The following is an 18,510-nucleotide window of genomic DNA, read 5'->3' on the forward strand; positions in this document are numbered from 1 at the left end:
GGTTCTGACCGATCTGGTTCCGGCCAGGTTGCTGCCCAGCCTTTGATGGCCTCTTCGCGAGCAGGCTCGCTCCCACTTTGGAATACGTCCCCCTGTGGGAGCGAGCCTGCTCGCGAAATCGATTTTGCATACTGTGGAGACTAAGGGATGAAAACCCTCTGGCAAAACTGCCACGTCGCAACCATGGCGCAAGGCGTCTACTCGATCATCGAGGACGCGGCCATCGTGACGTCCGGTGCGCTGATCGAGTGGATCGGTCCGCGCAGCCAATTGCCGTCCGGCGAATACCCGGCGGTCAACGATCTGCAAGGCGCGTGGGTGACCCCCGGCCTGATCGACTGTCACACCCACACCGTGTTCGGCGGCAACCGCAGCGGCGAGTTCGAGAAACGCCTGCAAGGCGTCAGCTACGCCGAGATCGCAGCGGCTGGTGGTGGCATCGCCAGCACCGTGCGTGCTACGCGCGAAGCGTCGGAAGACGAGTTGTTCGCCAGCGCTGCCAAACGCCTGAAAAGCCTGATGCGCGACGGCGTGACCACGGTCGAAATGAAGTCCGGCTACGGCCTCGATCTGGCCAGCGAGCGCAAGATCCTGCGGGTCATCCGCCGCCTCGCCGCCGAGCTGCCGATCAGTGTGCGCAGCACCTGTCTGGCCGCCCACGCGATGCCGCCGGAATACAAGGATCGCGCCGACGATTACATCGATCACATCTGTGCCGAAATGCTGCCGGCACTGGCTGCCGAAGGGTTGGTGGATGCGGTGGACGCATTCTGTGAATACCTGGCGTTCTCGCCGGAGCAGGTCGAGCGGGTGTTCATCGCCGCGCAAAAACTCGGTCTGCCGGTGAAACTGCACGCCGAACAACTGTCGTCGCTGCATGGTTCCAGCCTTGCGGCCCGCTACAAGGCGTTGTCCGCCGATCACCTGGAATTCATGGATGAAGACGACGCCATTGCCATGGCCAGGTCCGATACCGTCGCGGTATTGCTGCCGGGGGCGTTCTATTTCCTGCGTGAAACCCAATTGCCGCCGATGGAAGCCCTGCGCAAGCACAAGGTGAAAATCGCCATCGCCAGTGACCTCAACCCCGGCACCTCGCCGGCGCTGTCGTTGCGCCTGATGCTGAACATGGCCTGCACCTGTTTCCGCATGACCCCTGAAGAAGCCCTGGCCGGCGCCACCCTTCATGCGGCGCAAGCCTTGGGCATGGCTGATACCCACGGCTCGCTGGAAGTCGGCAAGGTCGCGGATTTCGTCGCCTGGCAGATCGACCGGCCAGCGGATCTGGCGTACTGGCTGGGCGGTGAGCTCGACAAGCGCGTCGTGCGTCACGGCGTTGAATCAAGTCTGTAGGAGAGCGGTTGTGGAAAAGGTTCTGAACTTCAAACAAGGCCGCGTGCCGCTGCTGATCAGCATGCCGCATGCCGGCGTGCGCCTGACCCCGGCGGTCGAGGCCGGATTGATCCCGGATGCGAAAAGCCTGCCGGACACCGACTGGCACATTCCGCAGCTCTACGATTTTGCTGCCGAACTGGGCGCCAGCACCCTGGCAGCGGAATACTCGCGGTTCGTCATCGACCTGAACCGGCCTTCCGACGACAAACCGCTGTACGCCGGCGCCACCACCGGTCTGTACCCGGCGACGCTGTTCGATGGCATTGCGTTGTTCAAGGAAGGCAAGGAACCTTCGAAAGAAGAACGGGCGACGTACCTGGAGCAGATCTGGGCGCCCTACCACCGTACCTTGCAGGAAGAGCTGGCGCGGCTGAAGGCCGAGTTCGGTTACGCACTGCTGTTCGATGCGCACTCGATCCGTTCGGTGATCCCGCACCTGTTCGACGGCAAGTTGCCGGACTTCAACCTCGGCACCTTCAACGGCGCCAGTTGCGATCCTCAACTGGCTTCGCAACTGGAAGCGATCTGCGCCCGTCACGGCAATTACAGCCATGTGCTCAACGGTCGCTTCAAGGGCGGCCACATCACCCGTCACTACGGCAACCCGGCCGAAAACATCCACGCCGTGCAACTGGAGCTGGGCCAGTGCACGTATATGGAAGAGTTCGAACCCTATCGCTACCGCACCGATCTGGCGGAGCCGACGCGGGTGGTACTCAGAGAGTTGCTGCAAGGGCTGCTGGCCTGGGGCAAAAAGCACTATCAGCGCTGAAATACCTTTGTGGCGAGGGAGCTTGCTCCCGCCGGGCTGCGAAGCGGCCCCGAAACCGGAAACCGGGATTCGTCGGCTAAATCCGGCCACCCGGTTTTGCGACGGCCTCGCCATCGAGCGGGAGCAAGCTCCCTCGCCACAGGTTCGCTTCATTCCGGGTAGAGGGTCGCCACCGTGCAAATCCCGGTCGCCACAGTTCGCTTTTCCGTCTCGTCTGCTGCGTAATGTTTCGGCCACGGTGCAAGAAGACACCGATCAGAACAATAACCCGCTGCCGCACGAGACGATCCCACATGAAAAAACTGTTCACTCGTTGTGCGTTAATCCTCACCGGCAGTGCGCTGCTCAGCGCCGGCGCCATGGCTTCCGACGATGCCTCCTGCAAAACCGTGCGCATGGGCGTGGTCAACTGGACCGACGTGATCGCCACCAGCGGCGTGGCCGACGTGCTGCTCAATGGCCTCGGCTACGAAAGCAAACAGACCAGCGCCGTGCAGCAAATCATCTTTGCCGGCATCCGCGACAAGCGTCTGGATATCTTCCTCGGCTACTGGAAACCGGCAATGGACAAGAATATTGCGCCGTTCCTCGCCGCCAATCAGGTCAAGGTCATGGACAAGCCCAGCCTGGCGGATGCCCAGGCAACACTGGCAGTGCCGGACTACGTCGCGGCGGCAGGGCTGAAAACCTTTGGCGATATCGCAAAATTCAAGGATCAGCTCGGCGGCAAGATCTACGGCATCGAGCCCGGCAGCGGCGCCAATACCACGATCAAGACCATGATCGAGACCAACCATTTCGGCCTGAAGGATTTCAAGATCATCGAATCCGGTGAGGCCGGCATGCTTGCCGCCGTGCAACGGGCGGTGAACCGCAAGGAGTTCGTGGTGTTCGTCGGCTGGACCCCGCACCCGATGAACATCAACATGAAAATCACCTACCTGACCGGCAGCGAAGATGTCTACGGCCCGAACGAAGGCGCTGCCACCGTTTCCACCGTCACCGCGCCGGACTACGCCGAACGTTGCCCGAATGTCCATCGCCTGCTGGAAAACCTGACCTTCACCGCCGCCCAGGAAAGCCAGTTGATGGTGCCGATCATGGAGCGCAAGACACCTCAGGAAGTGGCGAAGGCCTGGTTGCGTGAGCATCCCGAAGACCTGCAACGCTGGCTGGCGGGTGTCAGCAGTTTCGACGGCAAGGACGGTGTGGCCACGGTTCAGGCCAGTCTGAAAAACTGATGGGCACTTATCCACTGTCGCCGGCGATGGCCGCGTTTGTCACCAGGACCGAAAGCTTTGCCAGCGATGACAGCAGTCTCGCGGGGTTGCGCAGGTCCTACGACGAGATGTGCCGGGCTTTCACGCCTTCGAGGCCGGCGGGGCTGGATGTCGTGGATTTTCAGTTGAGCGGGGTGGCGGTGCGCTCGTATCGCCCGCCCGTCAAACCAGCGTCCGGCGGCTGGCCGTGCGTGTTGTACCTGCACGGCGGTGGCTGGGTGGTGGGTGGGCTGGATTCTCACGACTTCATTTGCAGCGAACTGGCCATGACACTGGGGGCGATGGTGGTGGCGGTGGATTACCGGTTGGCCCCGGAATATCCGTTCCCGGCCGGGTTCGATGATTGCCTGAGTGTCTGGCGTGCCTTGCGCAGCGGGCCGTTCTGGTTCGATCCCGAACGCATGCTGGTGGCCGGTGACAGCGCCGGAGGCAATCTGGCAGCCGCGTTGTGCGTGGCCTTGCGCGATGCCGGCGAGCCGCTGCCCACGGCCCAGGTGTTGATCTATCCCGGGCTGGGTGGTGATGAAACGCTGCCGTCGCGCAGCGAATGCGCCGATGCGCCGCTGCTTTCCAGTAGTGACGTGGATTGTTATCACGCGTTGTACCTGCGCGGCACGCCACAATCCAATGCCCGCGCCATGCCGTTGCTCGTCGATGACTTCAGCGGACTGCCCCCGGCCTGGATCGCTGTGGCGCAGTTCGATCCGTTGCGCGACGACGGTGTGCTTTACGCCGAACGACTGTCCGCCGCCGGGTGCGAAGCCACGCTTTATTACGGTGAAGGGCTGGTTCACGGTTGCCTGCGGGCCCGCCATCAGGTCGCCGAAGTCGATCGTCTGTACGAAAACCTGCTGGCGTTCATGGCTGACAAAATGTGACAGCGCACGGGCATGCTCATTGACGTAAATCGGGTTTATGATGCCGGACGGCAGAATAATAGAAGTCCCCCCAGGGATGACCTCGACCCTTACGGAGCGCGCAATGCAGACTTTGTTTCCGCAGATCAAACCTCACGCACGGCACGATCTGGCCGTCGACGACACCCACACGCTGTACGTCGACGAAAGCGGTTCACCGGAAGGTTTGCCGGTGGTGTTCATCCATGGTGGTCCCGGCGCCGGGTGCGATGCCCAGAGCCGTCGCTACTTCGATCCGAATCTGTATCGCATCGTCACCTTCGACCAGCGCGGCTGCGGACGCTCCACCCCGCATGCCAGTCTGGAAAACAACACCACCTGGGATCTGGTCGAAGACCTCGAGCGCATCCGCAAACATCTGGGCATCGATAAATGGGTCCTGTTCGGCGGCTCGTGGGGCTCGACCCTGGCGCTGGCTTATGCGCAGACCCACCCGGAGCGCGTGCATGGTCTGATCCTGCGCGGGATCTTTCTCTGCCGTCCGCAGGAAATCGAATGGTTCTACCAGGCCGGTGCCAGCCGTCTGTTCCCCGATTACTGGCAGGACTACATTGCGCCGATCCCGCTGGACGAGCGCGATGACCTGCTCGGCGCGTTCCACAAACGCCTGACCGGCAATGACCAGATCGCCCAGATGCATGCCGCCAAGGCCTGGTCGATCTGGGAAGGACGCACCGCGACCCTGCGACCGAACCCGCTGGTGGTCGACCGTTTCTCCGAGCCGCAGCGCGCCCTGTCGATTGCGCGGATCGAGTGCCACTATTTCACCAACAACGCCTTCCTCGAACCGGACCAGTTGATCCGCGACATGGGCAAGATCGCCCATCTGCCGGGCGTGATCATCCATGGCCGCTACGACGTGATCTGCCCGCTCGACAATGCCTGGGAGCTGCATCAGGCCTGGCCGAACAGCGAGCTGCAGGTCATCCGTGATGCCGGGCACGCCGCGTCCGAACCGGGTATCACCGATGCGCTGGTGCGCGCCGCCAGCAAAATGGCCCGGCGCCTGCTCGACCTGCCGCCCGAAGAAGCATGAAGGGGCTTTTGCAGCGCGTGAAGGGCGCGCGGGTCGAAGTGGCGGGAGAGGTGGTCGGCAGTGTCGATCAGGGCCTGCTGGTGCTGGTGGCGGTCGAACCCGACGACACGCAGGCCAGCGCCGACAAACTTCTGCATAAGCTGCTTAACTATCGTGTATTCAGTGACGCCGAAGGCAAGATGAATCTGTCTTTGGCGGATGTGGGCGGCGGGCTGCTGCTGGTCTCTCAGTTCACCCTGGCTGCCGACACCAAAAGCGGGTTGCGCCCGAGTTTCTCGACCGCCGCCCCTCCGGCACTGGGCGAGGAATTGTTCGACTATCTATTAAGTAAAGCGAAACAGATGCATGGCACTGTGGCATCAGGTAGATTCGGCGCGGATATGCAGGTGCACCTGGTCAACGACGGCCCGGTAACCTTCCTGTTACAGACATGAAAGTGCTTGAAACAAGTTTTTAAGGGCTTTTCGACTGATAACAGGGAATTTTCGCGATAAATACTTTGTTACCCCTGATGCGTTGTCACGCGGGCTGCTAGATAATCGCGCGCTACGGGGATCAGCGTTCGTTGGTCCATTTTGACTTAGGTAGAGACTTGTCCGGATCCGATTGGGGAATCATTTTGCCCCAGCGGAGTCGGAACAATGCTCGCCAACTTGGCAAGGGTGTTCTGCAGGAGCGGTTTTTTTGTACCGGATCCCTGACAGACACTTCATCTGGCCGTTGGTTTTTTGATCTGTTTTCGGCGAGGGTTGCTCGTGATTGTTAGTCCCTGTAATGCAGCAAAATTGTCTGCCAAACGCTTGCGAAGCGCTCTGGTAGCGGGCTCGGCACTCGTCTGCCTGCTCAGCGCCGGTCAGCTTTGGGCATTCAATCTTGACGATGTGTCGGCCAAGGCCAAAGAGCTGGCCGGGCAGAAATTCGAAGCCCCGCGCAGCAACCTGCCAAACGAATTCCGCGACATGAAATTCGCGGACTACCAGAAAATTCGTTTCCGCACCGAAAAAGCCGAATGGGCCGATCAGAAGACGCCGTTCAAGCTGTCCTTCTATCATCAGGGCATGCACTTCGATACGCCGGTGAAAATCAACGAAATCACGGCGAACACCGTCGAAGAGATCAAATACGATCCGTCCCGTTTCGATTTCGGCGATCTGCAGTTCGATCCGAAGGCCACTGAACAACTGGGCTACGCCGGTTTCCGCGTGCTGTACCCGATCAACAAGGCCGACAAGCAAGACGAAATCATGACCATGCTGGGCGCGAGCTACTTCCGCGTTGTCGGCAAGGGCCATACCTATGGTCTGTCCGCCCGTGGCCTGGCCATCGATACCGCTTTGCCGTCCGGTGAAGAATTCCCGCGTTTCCGCGAGTTCTGGGTGCAGCAGCCAAAACCGGGCGACAAGCACCTGGTGATCTTCGCCCTGCTGGATTCGCCACGTGCCACCGGTGCGTACCGTCTGATCGTGCGTCCGGGCAGCGATACCATCGTCGACGTCAAGGCGCAGATGTTCCTGCGTGACAAGGTCGGCAAGCTCGGTATCGCGCCGCTGACCAGCATGTTCCTGTTCGGCGCCAACCAGCCGTCGAAAGTGCTCAACTACCGTCGCGAGCTGCACGACTCCAGCGGTCTGTCGATCCATGCCGGCAACGGTGAGTGGATCTGGCGTCCATTGAACAACCCGAAACATTTGTCCGTCAGTCAGTTCAGCGTCGAGAACCCGCGTGGTTTCGGTCTGCTGCAGCGTGGCCGCGACTTCAGCCACTACGAAGACCTCGACGACCGCTATGACAAGCGTCCGAGCGCCTGGATCGAGCCGAAGGGCGAGTGGGGCAAGGGTACTGTCGATCTGGTAGAGATCCCGACTGCCGACGAAACCAACGACAACATCGTTGCCTTCTGGAACCCGGAAAAACAGCCGGAGCCGGGCCAGCCGCTGGACTTCGCGTACCGCATGCACTGGACCAACAACGAGTCCAACATTCACGCCATCGACAGTGCCTGGGTCGAGCAGACCCTGCGTTCGACCGGTGACGTCAAGCAATCGAACCTGATCCGTCAGCCGGATGGCACCGTGGCCTACCTGGTGGACTTCGAAGGTCCGTCCCTGGCAGCGTTGTCGCCGGATGCCGATGTACGTAGCCAGGTCAGCGTCGGCGACAACGCCGAGCTGGTCGAGAACAGCGTGCGTTACAACCCGGAAACCAAAGGCTGGCGCCTGACCCTGCGTCTGAAGGTCAAGGACGCGAGCAAGGCTACCGAAATGCGTGCGGCGCTGGTGCAGCACGTGATTCCTGTGGATCTGGCCAAGACCTCGGTGCCGGCGTCGAACTCGTCCGTCGCCAAGGCTGACAAGGTTGCCGCCAAGCAACAGGAAAAAACCGACAAGGACGCCCAGGCGGCCGAGGCCAAACAGGCCGACGCCAAGCCAGCGGCACAAGCCAGGGACAAGGCCAACAAAGACGCCAAGCAGCCAGCCGCTGCAGAAGCGGCCCCAGCCACACCGGAACCGGCCGCGACTGAACAAGTCCTGACCGAGACCTGGAGCTATCAGTTGCCTGCCGATGAGTAATTCTCAAGTACAGCCAGAGTCTCTGTCCGAGTACCTGGCGCATCTGCCGATGACCGACGAGCAGCGCGCGGAACTCGCGGGCTGCCAGTCCTTCAGCGAATTGCATCAACGCCTGTCGTCCTCGACGTTCGACGCCCCGACCGAAGCCGCCCAGGCTTCGGTGGGCAAGCGCCTGACCCTGAGCACTGCCGAAGAGCTGGAAGACGCGGAAATGCTGGTGCTCGACGCCAGCGGCCGGGTCAGCCTCAAGGCCACGCCGCCGATCCGTCGGACCAAGGTCGTGCCGGAGCCGTGGCGCACCAACATCCTGGTGCGTGGCTGGCGCCGCCTGACCGGCCGGACCAATCCGCCGCAGCCGCCCAAGGACCAGAACGTGCTGCCGGCCGCCCGCTGGCGCACCGTCGGTTCGATCCGTCGCTACATCCTGCTGATCCTGATGCTCGGCCAGACCATCGTCGCCGGCTGGTACATGAAAGGCATCATGCCGTATCAGGGCTGGTCGTTCGTCGACCTGGAAGAAGTCCTGCATCAACCGCTGCTGCAAACCGCCACGCAAGTGCTGCCGTATGCGCTGCAGACCAGCATCCTGATCATGTTCGGGATTCTGTTCTGCTGGGTGTCGGCCGGTTTCTGGACCGCGCTGATGGGCTTCCTCGAGCTGCTCACCGGCCACGATAAATACCGGATCTCCGGTAAAAGTGCCGGTAACGAGCCGATTCCGAAAGACGCGCGCACCGCACTGGTAATGCCGATCTGCAACGAAGACGTGCCTCGGGTGTTCGCGGGTCTGCGGGCGACCTTCGAGTCCGTCGCGGCCACCGGTGACCTGGATCGTTTCGACTTCTTCGTGCTCAGCGACAGTAACGACACCGATATCTGCGTTGCCGAACAGCAGGCCTGGCTGGACGTCTGCCGCGAAGCCAAAGGCTTCGGCAAGATCTTCTATCGTCGCCGTCGTCGTCGCGTCAAACGCAAGAGCGGCAACCTCGACGACTTCTGCCGTCGCTGGGGTGGCGATTACAAGTACATGGTCGTGCTCGACGCCGACTCGGTAATGAGCGGCGAGTGCCTGACCAGCCTGGTGCGCCTGATGGAAGCCACGCCGGACGCCGGTATCATCCAGACCGCGCCGCGTGCTTCGGGCATGGACACGCTGTATGCGCGCATGCAGCAATTCGCTACGCGGGTTTACGGTCCGCTGTTCACTGCCGGCCTGCACTTCTGGCAGTTGGGTGAATCCCACTACTGGGGTCACAACGCGATCATCCGCATGAAGCCGTTCATCGACCACTGCGCCCTGGCGCCGTTGCCGGGCAAGGGTGCGTTCTCCGGTGCGATCCTCTCCCACGACTTCGTCGAAGCCGCGCTGATGCGTCGCGCCGGCTGGGGCGTGTGGATTGCCTACGATCTGCCGGGCAGTTACGAAGAACTGCCGCCGAACCTGCTCGACGAGCTCAAGCGTGACCGTCGCTGGTGCCACGGCAACCTGATGAACTTCCGCCTGTTCCTGGTCAAAGGCATGCACCCGGTGCACCGCGCGGTGTTCCTGACCGGCGTGATGTCCTACCTGTCGGCGCCGTTGTGGTTCTTCTTCCTGGTGCTGTCGACGGCGCTGCTGGCGGTGAACACGCTCATGGAACCGCAGTACTTCCTCGAGCCGCGCCAGCTCTATCCGCTGTGGCCGCAATGGCACCCGGACAAGGCCATCGCGCTGTTCTCGACGACCATCGTGCTGCTGTTCCTGCCGAAGCTGTTGAGTGTCATCCTGATCTGGGCCAAGGGCGCGAAAGAGTTCGGCGGCAAGTTCAAAGTGACCCTGTCGATGCTGCTGGAGATGCTGTTCTCCATGCTGCTGGCGCCGGTGCGGATGATTTTCCACACCCGTTTCGTTCTGGCCGCGTTCCTCGGCTGGGCCGCGACCTGGAACTCGCCGCAGCGTGACGACGACTCCACGCCATGGAGCGAAGCGATCAAGCGCCACGGTCCGCAGACCCTGCTGGGCTTTTTCTGGGCGCTGCTGGTGATCTGGCTGAACCCGAGCTTCCTGTGGTGGCTGGTGCCGATCGTCGGTTCGCTGATGCTGTCGATTCCGGTGTCGGTGATTTCCAGCCGCGTGGGCCTGGGCCTCAAATCCCGTGACGAGAGCCTGTTCCTCATCCCCGAGGAATACAATCCGCCACAGGCGCTGCTGGCCACCGATCAGTACACCCACGAAAACCGCTGGCATGCGCTGAACGACGGCTTCGTCCGCGCCGTGGTCGATCCGCAGCAGAACGCTTTGGCGTGCTCGCTGGCGACCTCGCGTCACGGTCAGGCCGAGCCGATCGAGTGGTTGCGTCAGGAACGTGTGCGTCACGCGATCAAGGTCGGCCCGGCCGGGCTGAACAACCACGATCGCCTGCAACTGCTGAGCGATCCGGTGGCCCTGTCCCGTCTGCACGAGCAGGTGTGGGCCGAAGGTCACGCCGAGTGGCTGGACGCGTGGCGGGCCTCGGTGAAAGCCGATCCCCATGCGCCGCTGCTGCCGCTCAAGCCTGTGAGCCTGCAGGCGCAACCGGCCTGATGAAGAAACCCCGCGAAAGCGGGGTTTTTTTTGATCTCGATAAAAGAGCCCTTTAACCAGGCCCTTGATTGTTAAACAAATCGTCCATTAAACCTTGTGCAAAAAATCGAGTGCGTTAGCATCCGTCCCCGAATTGGCGCACCCGGACACTTTTGTCCATCTCTGTCGGTTTTCGCGCCGCAAACGCAATGGTTTTGGGGACTTGAAGATGAAGAAGTATCTGTCGATGCTGCTGGTCGGCGTCACGGCACTGGTTGCAGTCAATGCGGCGCAGGCCGGCGCAATCGATGACGCGGTCAAGCGCGGCACGTTGAAAGTCGGCATGGACCCGACCTACATGCCGTTCGAGATGACCAACAAGCGCGGCGAAATCATCGGTTTCGAAGTCGACATCCTCAAAGCCATGTCCAAGGCCATGGGCGTCAAGCTGGAACTGGTGTCCACCGGTTACGACGGCATCATCCCGGCACTCATGACCGACAAGTTCGACATGATCGGCAGCGGCATGACCCTGACCCAGGAACGCAACCTGCGCCTGAACTTCAGCGAACCGTTCATCGTGGTCGGCCAGACCCTGCTGATCCGCAAGGAGCTGGAAGGCACCATCAAGTCCTACAAAGACCTGAACACCGCCGACTACCGCATCACCTCCAAGCTCGGCACCACCGGCGAAATGGTCGCCAAAAAACTTATCGCCAAGGCCAAGTACCACGGCTACGACAACGAGCAGGAAGCCGTGCTCGACGTGGTCAACGGCAAGGCCGACGCCTTCATCTACGACGCGCCGTACAACGTGGTCGCGGTGAACAAGGTCGGCGCTGGCAAACTGGTGTTCCTCGACAAGCCGTTCACCTACGAGCCGCTGGCCTTCGGCCTGAAGAAGGGTGACTACGACAGCCTCAACTTCATCAACAACTTCCTGCACCAGATCCACGAAGACGGCACCTACGATCGCATCCATGACAAGTGGTTCAAGAGCACCGAGTGGCTCAAGGACATGGAATAAGCCCGGTCATTGTGGCGAGGGAGCTTGCTCCCGCTCGGCTGCAAAGCAGTCGAAGTCCCCGGTTGACTCGTTCTACCCGATGTTGCGCAGAGGCCGGTTTCAGGGCTGCTTCGCAACCCAGCGGGAGCAAGCTCCCTCCCCACAGAGGGAGTGAGCGCCCTGATCGTTATGGATTTACCTCTAGATGAAACAGAAAAAAGCCCAATGGCCCTGGCACGTCCTGACCGTGCTGGTGCTGGTCGGCCTGGCGGGCGCGCTGTATTACGCCACGTCGCTGATGTCCTACGAATGGCGCTGGAACCGCGTGCCGCAGTACTTCGCCTATCAGGCCGAGGAAACCCAGCGCGCCACTGACATTTCCACCGTCAGTGAACTGGTGCGCAAGGGCGGCAGCGCCCAGGTCACCCTGCGCAATGATGCCGGTGACGAGCAGCACCTGACCGTCGACGAAAACAGCCTGCAATTCGCCCAGGGCGACGATGTGGCCGAAGGCGACGTCGTGGGCGTGACCCGGCACTGGGCGGCGGGTCCGCTGCTGTGGGGCCTCTGGACGACACTCTGGCTGTCGGTGGTGTCCGGTGTCCTCGGTCTGCTGATCGGTCTGGCCACCGGCCTGTGCCGGTTGTCGAGCAACCCGACCCTGCGTGACCTGTCGAACATTTATGTCGAACTGGTGCGCGGTACACCGTTGCTGGTGCAGATCTTCATTTTCTATTTCTTCATCGGCACGGTGATGAACCTGTCTCGGGAGTTCGCCGGGATCGCCGCGCTGTCGCTGTTCACCGGCGCCTATGTGGCGGAAATCATCCGTTCCGGCGTGCAGTCGATTGCCCGTGGGCAGAACGAAGCGGCGCGTTCGCTGGGTCTGAGCGCTGGCCAGTCGATGCGTCATGTGGTGCTGCCGCAAGCGTTCAAACGCGTGCTGCCACCGTTGGCCGGGCAGTTCATCAGTCTGGTGAAGGACACTTCGCTGGTGTCGGTGATCGCGATTACCGAGCTGCTGAAAAGCGGTCGTGAAGTCATCACCACCTCGTTTTCGCCATTCGAAATCCTGTTCTGCGTGGCCGGCCTGTACCTGTTGATCAACCTGCCGCTGTCGAAAATCGCCAGCCGGCTCGAGCGGAGGCTCGCGCAAAGTGATTGAAGTCCGCGATCTGGTAAAAGTCTTCGACACCCGTGGTCAGGTGGTGCGTGCGGTGGATAACGTCAGCACCAACGTCGCCAAGGGCGAGGTGCTGGTGGTGCTCGGCCCGTCCGGTTCCGGCAAGTCGACCTTCCTGCGTTGCCTCAATGGGCTGGAGGAATTCGATTCCGGTTCGGTGAGCATCGACGGCCTGCAGCTGGCCGACCCGAAAACCGACATCAACGCCTATCGCCGTGAAGTCGGCATGGTGTTCCAGCACTTCAACCTGTTTCCGCACATGACGGTGCTGGAAAACCTCTGCCTGGCACAGAAAGTCGTGCGCAAGCGTGGCCAGAAGGAAAGCGAGGCCAAGGCGATGGCGTTGCTGGAAAAAGTCGGCATTGCGCAGAAGGCCCGCGAATACCCTTCGCGTCTGTCCGGCGGTCAGCAGCAGCGCGTGGCGATCGCCCGGGCGCTGGCGATGGACCCGAAGGTCATGTTGTTCGATGAGCCGACCTCGGCCCTCGACCCGGAAATGGTCGGTGAGGTGCTGGATGTGATGAAGAACCTGGCCGTGGAAGGCATGACCATGGTCTGCGTGACCCACGAAATGGGCTTCGCCCGGGAGGTAGCGGACCGGGTGCTGTTCTTCGATCACGGCAAACTGCTGGAAGACGCCTCGCCGACGGAATTCTTCGATGCGCCGAGGGATCCGCGAGCCCAGGCCTTCCTGCGGCAAGTCCTGTAACTGCGACGTCTCTCGGGACGCCTTCGCGAGCAGGCTCGCTCCCACATTGGACCGCGTCCGCTCGGACAACTCAGTCAACTGTGGGAGCGAGCCTGCTCGCGAATGGCATCACCTCGGTCCACACTGAGCCGAGGCAGATGAATCACCTCAAACCTTGAACCGGCCCACCAGCGCTTGCAGGTGAGTGCCCAGGCGTGCCAGCTCGACGCTGGAGGCCGCCGTCTCTTCACTGGCCGCCGAGGTCTGGTCCGACACATCCCGCACGTTCAGCACGCTGCGGTTGATCTCTTCGGCCACGGCACTCTGCTGTTCGGCGGCCGCGGCGATCTGCTGGTTCATCGCCTGAATCGCCGAAACGGTGCGAGTGATGCTGTCCAGCGAGCCACCGGCGCGGCGGGTCAGCTCGACGCTGCTGTCGGTCAGCGTGCGGCTGTTGTCCATGATCGTCGCCACCTGCTGGGTGCCGTTCTGCAGGCCGACGATCAGTTCTTCGATCTCTTCGGTGGACTTCTGGGTGCGCTGGGCGAGGCTGCGCACTTCATCGGCGACCACCGCAAAACCACGTCCGGCCTCACCGGCACGGGCCGCTTCGATGGCGGCGTTGAGGGCCAGCAGGTTGGTTTGCTGGGCCACGGATTTGATCACGTCGAGGACGCTGCCGATCTTGTCGCTTTCGCGCTTGAGCTCGCCCATGGCCTCGGTGGAGTGGCCGACTTCAGTGGCCAGACGTTCGATCTGGGCAATGGCTTCACCGACCACCTTGTCGCCTTCGCGGGCCTGCTGGTCAGCCGCGACGGCGGCTTCCGAAGCTTCCTCGGCGTTGCGCGCGACTTCCTGCACGGTGGCGGCCATTTCGTTCATGGCGGTGGCGACCTGATCGGTCTCGACTTTCTGATTGTTCACGCCGGCGCTGGTCTGCTCGGTCACGGCGGACAGCTCCTCGGCGGCGCTGGCGATCTGGGTCACGCCGTCGCTGATGCCGCTGATCAGCTCCCGCAGGCCCTGGGTCATGCTCTGCATCGAACGCTGCAACTGGCCGAGTTCGTCGCGACGCAGGGAGATCAGGTTGTGCGTCAGGTCGCCGGAGGCTACGCGCTCGGCCACTTTCAGGGTCTGGTTCAGCGGAATGATGATCTGCCGGGTGATCGCCCACGCCGCCAGCAGGCCGAAGGCCACGGCCAGCAGGGTGGCGATCAGCAACTGGCGCTTCGCGCTGGCGGCATCGGTGTCGCGAACGACGGTCTGGGATTCGGTAAGTTGCTTGCTGACATCGAGCAGGATGTCACCCTGCACCGACATGCGGGCCAGAGCCTTGGCGCTGGCCACCTGGGAGTCGCGGAACTGGCTGACGGCGGCACGATAGGCCTTGAGTGAGTCAGTGGCCTGCTGGAGGTTGGCGATGTGTTGCTCAGGCAGCTTGGCCGGCAGGGTCTCGAGGTTTTTCAGGGCGTTGTCGATGGCGTCCAGGGCCGGCTGCTCGGCTTCGGTCTTGCCGCTGTAGGTGTACCCGCGAACCTGGAAGCGGGCCTGCTGGATGAGTTTGCTCAGGTCGATCACTGCGTTGAACTGGGCAACGCTGTCGCCCTGCAACATGGATTTTTCGACTTCGGCGACTCTGGCCACGGCGTTGTCGGCGGTGGCGCCGAGCTTGCTGCGAGCGTCTTCACGGTTGGCCCCGGCCTGCACCATGTCGGCGAAGGCGCGTTTGTACTCGGCGACAGCCGCCAGTTGCTGATCGACTTTCGCCGCGTCGGCGGGTTGTTCGATCAGACCGCGAGCAGTCTGCAGGCCGCTGTCGAGTTTGCCCAGCAGGTCGTTGACCGTGCCCGGACCTTGTTCGCCTCGACGCATTTCGTAATCCAGGCGCGCCAGGCGCAGGTCCTTGGTCAGCTCGTTGAGGCTGGAGATGAAACCGAGTTTGTCGCCGCGGCTGATGATGCCGCTCATGCCGGTCCAGCCGGTGAAGGTGATCAACAGCGTCAGCAGCAACACCAGGCCGAAACCGATACCCAGCTTGCGTTTGACGCTGACGTTTCCAAGATTCTCGGCTAACCAACGGTACATGCGACGACTCCCCTCGGACCACTAATTGGACTTATGGAGACTGTATCGGCTGGATGATGGCAATCTGTAACTTCATTTATTTGGTGTGATGCCGGGTTTTGTGGCGAGGGAGCTTGCTCCCGCTTGGGCGCGAAGCGGCCATCGCTCTTTCTTCAGATGAGCAAGAAGTGGTTGCCGTTTTTGCGACGGCTACGCCGCCGAGCGGGAGCGAGCTCCCTCGCCACAGTGGCTTCGTGTGAGCTTTAGAAAAGGCGAGCGAGCAGGGCGGTGACGGCGGTTTCTACGCGCAGGATGCGCTCACCCAGTTGTACCGGTTGCAGTCCGGCCTTGGCCAGCAGGTCGATTTCGTAGGGAATCCAGCCACCCTCGGGGCCGATGGCCAGCGTCACCGGTTCGTTCAGTGCGCGGGGGCAGGGCGGGAAGTTGCCCGGATGACCGACCAGACCAAGGGTGCCTTCGGTGATGGCCGGCAACCGATCTTCAACAAACGGCTTGAAGCGCTTCTCGATGATGATCTCAGGCAGAACAGTATCGCGGGCCTGTTCGAGACCGAGGATCAGATTCTCGCGAATCGCCTCCGGCTCCAGGAACGGCGTCTGCCAGAAACTCTTCTCGACCCGGTAGCTGTTGACCAGAATCACCTTCGACACACCCATGGTCGCCACGGTCTGGAATACCCGACGCAGCATTTTCGGGCGCGGCAGGGCCAGTACCAGCGTCAGCGGCAGCTTGGCCGGTGGTGGCTGATCGAGCGACACGCGCAGTTCAGCTTCATTGGCATCCAGGCGCAGCACTTGCGCCGAACCCATCAAACCATCGATACGCCCGACCCGCAGGCTGTCGCCGACTTCCGAGCGGTGGACTTCCTGCATGTGGATCAGGCGCCGGTCGCGCAGCACGACGCGGTCGGCCGCAATGAAATCGGCCTCTTCGAGCAGCAGCAGGTTCATGGCTGGGTCGCTGGCGGCTGGTCGTTGTGGTCGTCGACGGTTTCGTCCGGGCGCTCGCGCTTGCTGACCAGGCTGCCGAACAGGATGCCGACTTCAAACAGCATCCACATCGGTACGGCCAGCAGGGTCTGGGAGAAGATGTCCGGCGGGGTCAGGATCATGCCGACCACGAAGCAGCCGATGATCACGTACGGGCGGATCTTCTTCAGGTATTTGACGTCGACCACGCCGATCCACACCAGCAGCACCACGGCCACCGGGATTTCGAACGCCACGCCGAAGGCGAAGAACAGCGTCATGACGAAATCGAGGTAGCTGGTGATGTCGGTCATCATTTCCACGCCGGCCGGGGTGGCCGAGGCGAAGAACTTGAAGATCAGCGGGAATACGAAGAAGTAGGCGAACGCCATGCCGGTGTAGAACAGCAGGATGCTGGAAATCAGCAGCGGCACCGCGACACGCTTCTCGTGCTTGTACAGACCCGGCGCGATGAAGCCCCAGATCTGGTGCAGGATTACCGGTATCGCCAGGAACAGCGATACCATCATCGTCAGCTTCAACGGCGTCAGGAACGGCGACGACACGTCGGTGGCGATCATCGTCGCGCCGGCCGGCAGGTACTGGCGCAGCGGCGTCGAGACGAAGGTGTAGATCTGCTGGGTGAAGGCGAACAGCCCGGCGAAGATGATGAAGATCGCCGCGACGCAACGCAGCAGGCGGGTGCGCAACTCGGTGAGGTGCGAAACCAGCGGCATGTGCTGGTCGTTTTCGGGGAGATCGCTCATGGGGCTCGCGGCGGCAAAGTGGAGTCTTGAGGAGCTGGCGCAACAGGCGCAGCCGCAGGTGCAACGGGGTCAACAGGCTTCATGATCGGCGCAGCTTCAGCGGCTGCGGCAGAGACGTGTTCGACACTCGCCGGCTGCTCCGCAACGGGAGCCGCAGGCGTCTGTTCTGCCACTGGCTGCACCGGCGTCGGCTCCTGCTGAACCGGTGGCGTGAAGATTTTCCGCGCCTCCTGCTCCAGCGACAGGATGTGTTCGTTGTGCAGTTGCCGACGGATTTCGTCGGCACCGATTTCACGTTCAACTTCCTGTTTGATCGCGTTGAAGCTGCGCTTCAGCCGCCCGACCCACAGGCCGGCGTTGCGCGCAGCGCCCGGCAGGCGCTCGGGGCCCAGCACCAGCAGGGCAACGAGGCCGACGAGCAGCAGTTCAGAGAAGCTGATACCAAACATTAGTCAGTGCTCACACGTCTTTGCGGATCGGCTCTTCGACTTTCTGCGCCTGCACGTCGATGGTGTGCGGCGGGTTGGCCTGAGCGGTGGCTTGCGGCTGGACCGGTGGTACCGGTTGCGCAGGCGTGACGGTCGGATCGGCCGGTTTTTCGTCGTCGTTCATGGCTTTACGGAAGCCCTTGATCGACTCGCCGACATCGGTGCCGAGGTTTTTCAGTTTCTTGGTGCCGAACACCAGCACCACGACAACCAGAATGACGATCCAGTGTTTCCAGTCAAAAATGCCCATGTTGCTGTTCCTCTCTAAAAGTTGTTCAGGCGGACGGACGCGAGGCTTTCTCGACGTGTCCGGACAGGCCGAAGCGACGATCCAGTTCGTCGAGTACAGCCTGCGGGTGCTGCCCCAGCTGGGCGAGCATGACCATGCTGTGGAACCACAGGTCGGCGGTCTCGTAGATCACGTCGCTGCAGTCACCGCTGACGGCGGCGTCCTTGGCGGCGATGATCGTTTCGACCGACTCTTCGCCGACCTTTTCCAGAATCTTGTTCAGGCCCTTGTGATACAGACTAGCTACATATGAGCTGTCGGCCGCTGCGCCTTTGCGCTCTTCGAGCACTTGGGCCAGACGAGTCAGGGTGTCACTCATAGGAGGATGTGTCATCAGTCATTTCCTGAGCTGCGCCGGAGCCTGATTTTGTGCAGGGCAAGGCGCGAGGAGTGTAGTTTGGCATTTCAAATAAACGACGAGTAACGCAGCCCTGCACAAAATCAGGCCCGGCCCTTCGGGTTGCCGGCTGAAAGCGCGCCATGCTGCGTTGCAGGCCTTGGCAAGGAAAAGACATTCCCTGCGG

General features: G+C 61.8%; 17 protein-coding genes and 1 pseudogene. 11 read left to right on the forward strand and 7 right to left on the reverse strand.

All coding sequences use genetic code 11. From position 1 onward, the window contains the following. The first annotated feature begins 147 nt into the window (after positions 1-147). The 11 genes from hutI to ACK6BI_RS00055 all read left to right on the forward strand — a co-directional run bounded on the left by hutI (position 148) and on the right by ACK6BI_RS00055 (position 13,410). Positions 148-1,353 carry an imidazolonepropionase gene (gene hutI / locus ACK6BI_RS00005; RefSeq protein WP_409315506.1) on the forward strand — a complete coding sequence of 402 codons (1,206 nt, stop codon included), beginning with the start codon at positions 148-150 and terminating at the stop codon, positions 1,351-1,353. 10 nt (positions 1,354-1,363) lie between these two features. Next, positions 1,364-2,167, forward strand: a complete 804-nt coding sequence (gene hutG / locus ACK6BI_RS00010) for an N-formylglutamate deformylase (protein ID WP_409315507.1) — start codon at positions 1,364-1,366, stop codon at positions 2,165-2,167. A 293-nt stretch (positions 2,168-2,460) separates the two neighbouring features. Further along, entirely contained in the window at positions 2,461-3,408 is a 948-nt protein-coding gene (locus ACK6BI_RS00015; RefSeq protein ID WP_409315508.1) for a choline ABC transporter substrate-binding protein, read from the forward strand. Beyond that, positions 3,408-4,325 carry an alpha/beta hydrolase gene (locus ACK6BI_RS00020; RefSeq protein WP_409315509.1) on the forward strand — a complete coding sequence of 306 codons (918 nt, stop codon included), beginning with the start codon at positions 3,408-3,410 and terminating at the stop codon, positions 4,323-4,325. The genes ACK6BI_RS00015 and ACK6BI_RS00020 overlap by 1 nt, the downstream gene beginning before the upstream one ends. Positions 4,326-4,428: 103 nt before the next feature. Next, positions 4,429-5,400 carry a prolyl aminopeptidase gene (pip, locus tag ACK6BI_RS00025; protein ID WP_260521883.1) on the forward strand — a complete coding sequence of 324 codons (972 nt, stop codon included), beginning with the start codon at positions 4,429-4,431 and terminating at the stop codon, positions 5,398-5,400. Beyond that, positions 5,397-5,834: a D-aminoacyl-tRNA deacylase gene (dtd, locus tag ACK6BI_RS00030; protein WP_065260939.1), complete on the forward strand. Its 438-nt coding sequence runs from the start codon at positions 5,397-5,399 to the stop codon at positions 5,832-5,834. Before pip ends, dtd begins: the two co-directional genes overlap by 4 nt. A 321-nt stretch (positions 5,835-6,155) precedes the next feature. Continuing rightward, a complete protein-coding gene (locus tag ACK6BI_RS00035; RefSeq protein WP_409315510.1) occupies positions 6,156-7,970 on the forward strand; it encodes a glucan biosynthesis protein in 1,815 nt (604 codons plus the stop codon). Continuing rightward, positions 7,963-10,533, forward strand: a complete 2,571-nt coding sequence (gene mdoH, locus ACK6BI_RS00040; RefSeq protein WP_409315511.1) for a glucans biosynthesis glucosyltransferase MdoH — start codon at positions 7,963-7,965, stop codon at positions 10,531-10,533. The genes ACK6BI_RS00035 and mdoH overlap by 8 nt, the downstream gene beginning before the upstream one ends. A gap of 208 nt (positions 10,534-10,741) precedes the next feature. Then, positions 10,742-11,539, forward strand: a complete 798-nt coding sequence (locus tag ACK6BI_RS00045; RefSeq protein WP_065260936.1) for a transporter substrate-binding domain-containing protein — start codon at positions 10,742-10,744, stop codon at positions 11,537-11,539. Between the two features lie 184 nt (positions 11,540-11,723). Next, positions 11,724-12,683: an amino acid ABC transporter permease gene (locus ACK6BI_RS00050; RefSeq protein WP_409315512.1), complete on the forward strand. Its 960-nt coding sequence runs from the start codon at positions 11,724-11,726 to the stop codon at positions 12,681-12,683. Further along, on the forward strand, positions 12,676-13,410 hold the full coding sequence (locus ACK6BI_RS00055) for an amino acid ABC transporter ATP-binding protein (protein ID WP_409315513.1): 735 nt from the start codon (positions 12,676-12,678) through the stop codon (positions 13,408-13,410). Before ACK6BI_RS00050 ends, ACK6BI_RS00055 begins: the two co-directional genes overlap by 8 nt. Positions 13,411-13,557: 147 nt before the next feature. Here the strand turns inward: ACK6BI_RS00055 and ACK6BI_RS00060 are convergent, their stop codons facing one another. The 7 genes and pseudogenes from ACK6BI_RS00060 to ACK6BI_RS00090 form a co-directional block, all read right to left on the reverse strand. Beyond that, complete coding sequence (locus ACK6BI_RS00060) at positions 13,558-14,430, reverse strand: methyl-accepting chemotaxis protein (protein WP_409315743.1); 873 nt, start codon at positions 14,428-14,430, stop codon at positions 13,558-13,560. Beyond that, positions 14,413-15,474: pseudogene (locus ACK6BI_RS00065) on the reverse strand (methyl-accepting chemotaxis protein); the annotation flags it as partial. The pseudogene ACK6BI_RS00065 and the gene ACK6BI_RS00060, both read right to left, overlap by 18 nt. Positions 15,475-15,716: 242 nt before the next feature. After that, positions 15,717-16,424: a 16S rRNA (uracil(1498)-N(3))-methyltransferase gene (locus tag ACK6BI_RS00070; RefSeq protein WP_409315514.1), complete on the reverse strand. Its 708-nt coding sequence runs from the start codon at positions 16,422-16,424 to the stop codon at positions 15,717-15,719. Then, positions 16,421-17,209, reverse strand: coding sequence for a twin-arginine translocase subunit TatC (gene tatC, locus ACK6BI_RS00075; protein WP_065261773.1), 789 nt, complete (start codon positions 17,207-17,209; stop codon positions 16,421-16,423). The genes ACK6BI_RS00070 and tatC overlap by 4 nt, the downstream gene beginning before the upstream one ends. After that, entirely contained in the window at positions 17,206-17,658 is a 453-nt protein-coding gene (gene tatB / locus ACK6BI_RS00080) for a Sec-independent protein translocase protein TatB (RefSeq protein WP_409315515.1), read from the reverse strand. The genes tatC and tatB overlap by 4 nt, the downstream gene beginning before the upstream one ends. A gap of 10 nt (positions 17,659-17,668) precedes the next feature. Then, positions 17,669-17,947, reverse strand: a complete 279-nt coding sequence (locus ACK6BI_RS00085; RefSeq protein WP_007952423.1) for a twin-arginine translocase TatA/TatE family subunit — start codon at positions 17,945-17,947, stop codon at positions 17,669-17,671. 25 nt (positions 17,948-17,972) lie between these two features. Further along, complete coding sequence (locus ACK6BI_RS00090) at positions 17,973-18,305, reverse strand: phosphoribosyl-ATP diphosphatase (protein ID WP_007952422.1); 333 nt, start codon at positions 18,303-18,305, stop codon at positions 17,973-17,975. Positions 18,306-18,510: the final 205 nt, after the last annotated feature.

It is taken from the genome of Pseudomonas sp. KCJK9016, assembly GCF_046231795.1.
Lineage (GTDB): Bacteria > Pseudomonadota > Gammaproteobacteria > Pseudomonadales > Pseudomonadaceae > Aquipseudomonas > Aquipseudomonas bananamidigenes.

Excerpts from the sequence above, each read along its gene's own strand:
- hutI (WP_409315506.1), top strand. The coding sequence starts at position 148 with ATGAAAACCCTCTGGCAAAACTGCCACGTCGCAACCATGGCGCAAGGC.
- ACK6BI_RS00015 (WP_409315508.1), top strand. The coding sequence starts at position 2,461 with ATGAAAAAACTGTTCACTCGTTGTGCGTTAATCCTCACCGGCAGTGCG.
- ACK6BI_RS00020 (WP_409315509.1), top strand. The coding sequence starts at position 3,408 with ATGGGCACTTATCCACTGTCGCCGGCGATGGCCGCGTTTGTCACCAGG.
- pip (WP_260521883.1), top strand. The coding sequence starts at position 4,429 with ATGCAGACTTTGTTTCCGCAGATCAAACCTCACGCACGGCACGATCTG.
- dtd (WP_065260939.1), top strand. The coding sequence starts at position 5,397 with ATGAAGGGGCTTTTGCAGCGCGTGAAGGGCGCGCGGGTCGAAGTGGCG.
- mdoH (WP_409315511.1), top strand. The coding sequence starts at position 7,963 with ATGAGTAATTCTCAAGTACAGCCAGAGTCTCTGTCCGAGTACCTGGCG.
- ACK6BI_RS00045 (WP_065260936.1), top strand. The coding sequence starts at position 10,742 with ATGAAGAAGTATCTGTCGATGCTGCTGGTCGGCGTCACGGCACTGGTT.
- ACK6BI_RS00050 (WP_409315512.1), top strand. The coding sequence starts at position 11,724 with ATGAAACAGAAAAAAGCCCAATGGCCCTGGCACGTCCTGACCGTGCTG.
- ACK6BI_RS00060 (WP_409315743.1), bottom strand. The coding sequence starts at position 14,430 with ATGCAGAGCATGACCCAGGGCCTGCGGGAGCTGATCAGCGGCATCAGC.
- ACK6BI_RS00070 (WP_409315514.1), bottom strand. The coding sequence starts at position 16,424 with ATGAACCTGCTGCTGCTCGAAGAGGCCGATTTCATTGCGGCCGACCGC.
- tatC (WP_065261773.1), bottom strand. The coding sequence starts at position 17,209 with ATGAGCGATCTCCCCGAAAACGACCAGCACATGCCGCTGGTTTCGCAC.
- tatB (WP_409315515.1), bottom strand. The coding sequence starts at position 17,658 with ATGTTTGGTATCAGCTTCTCTGAACTGCTGCTCGTCGGCCTCGTTGCC.
- ACK6BI_RS00085 (WP_007952423.1), bottom strand. The coding sequence starts at position 17,947 with ATGGGCATTTTTGACTGGAAACACTGGATCGTCATTCTGGTTGTCGTG.
- ACK6BI_RS00090 (WP_007952422.1), bottom strand. The coding sequence starts at position 18,305 with ATGAGTGACACCCTGACTCGTCTGGCCCAAGTGCTCGAAGAGCGCAAA.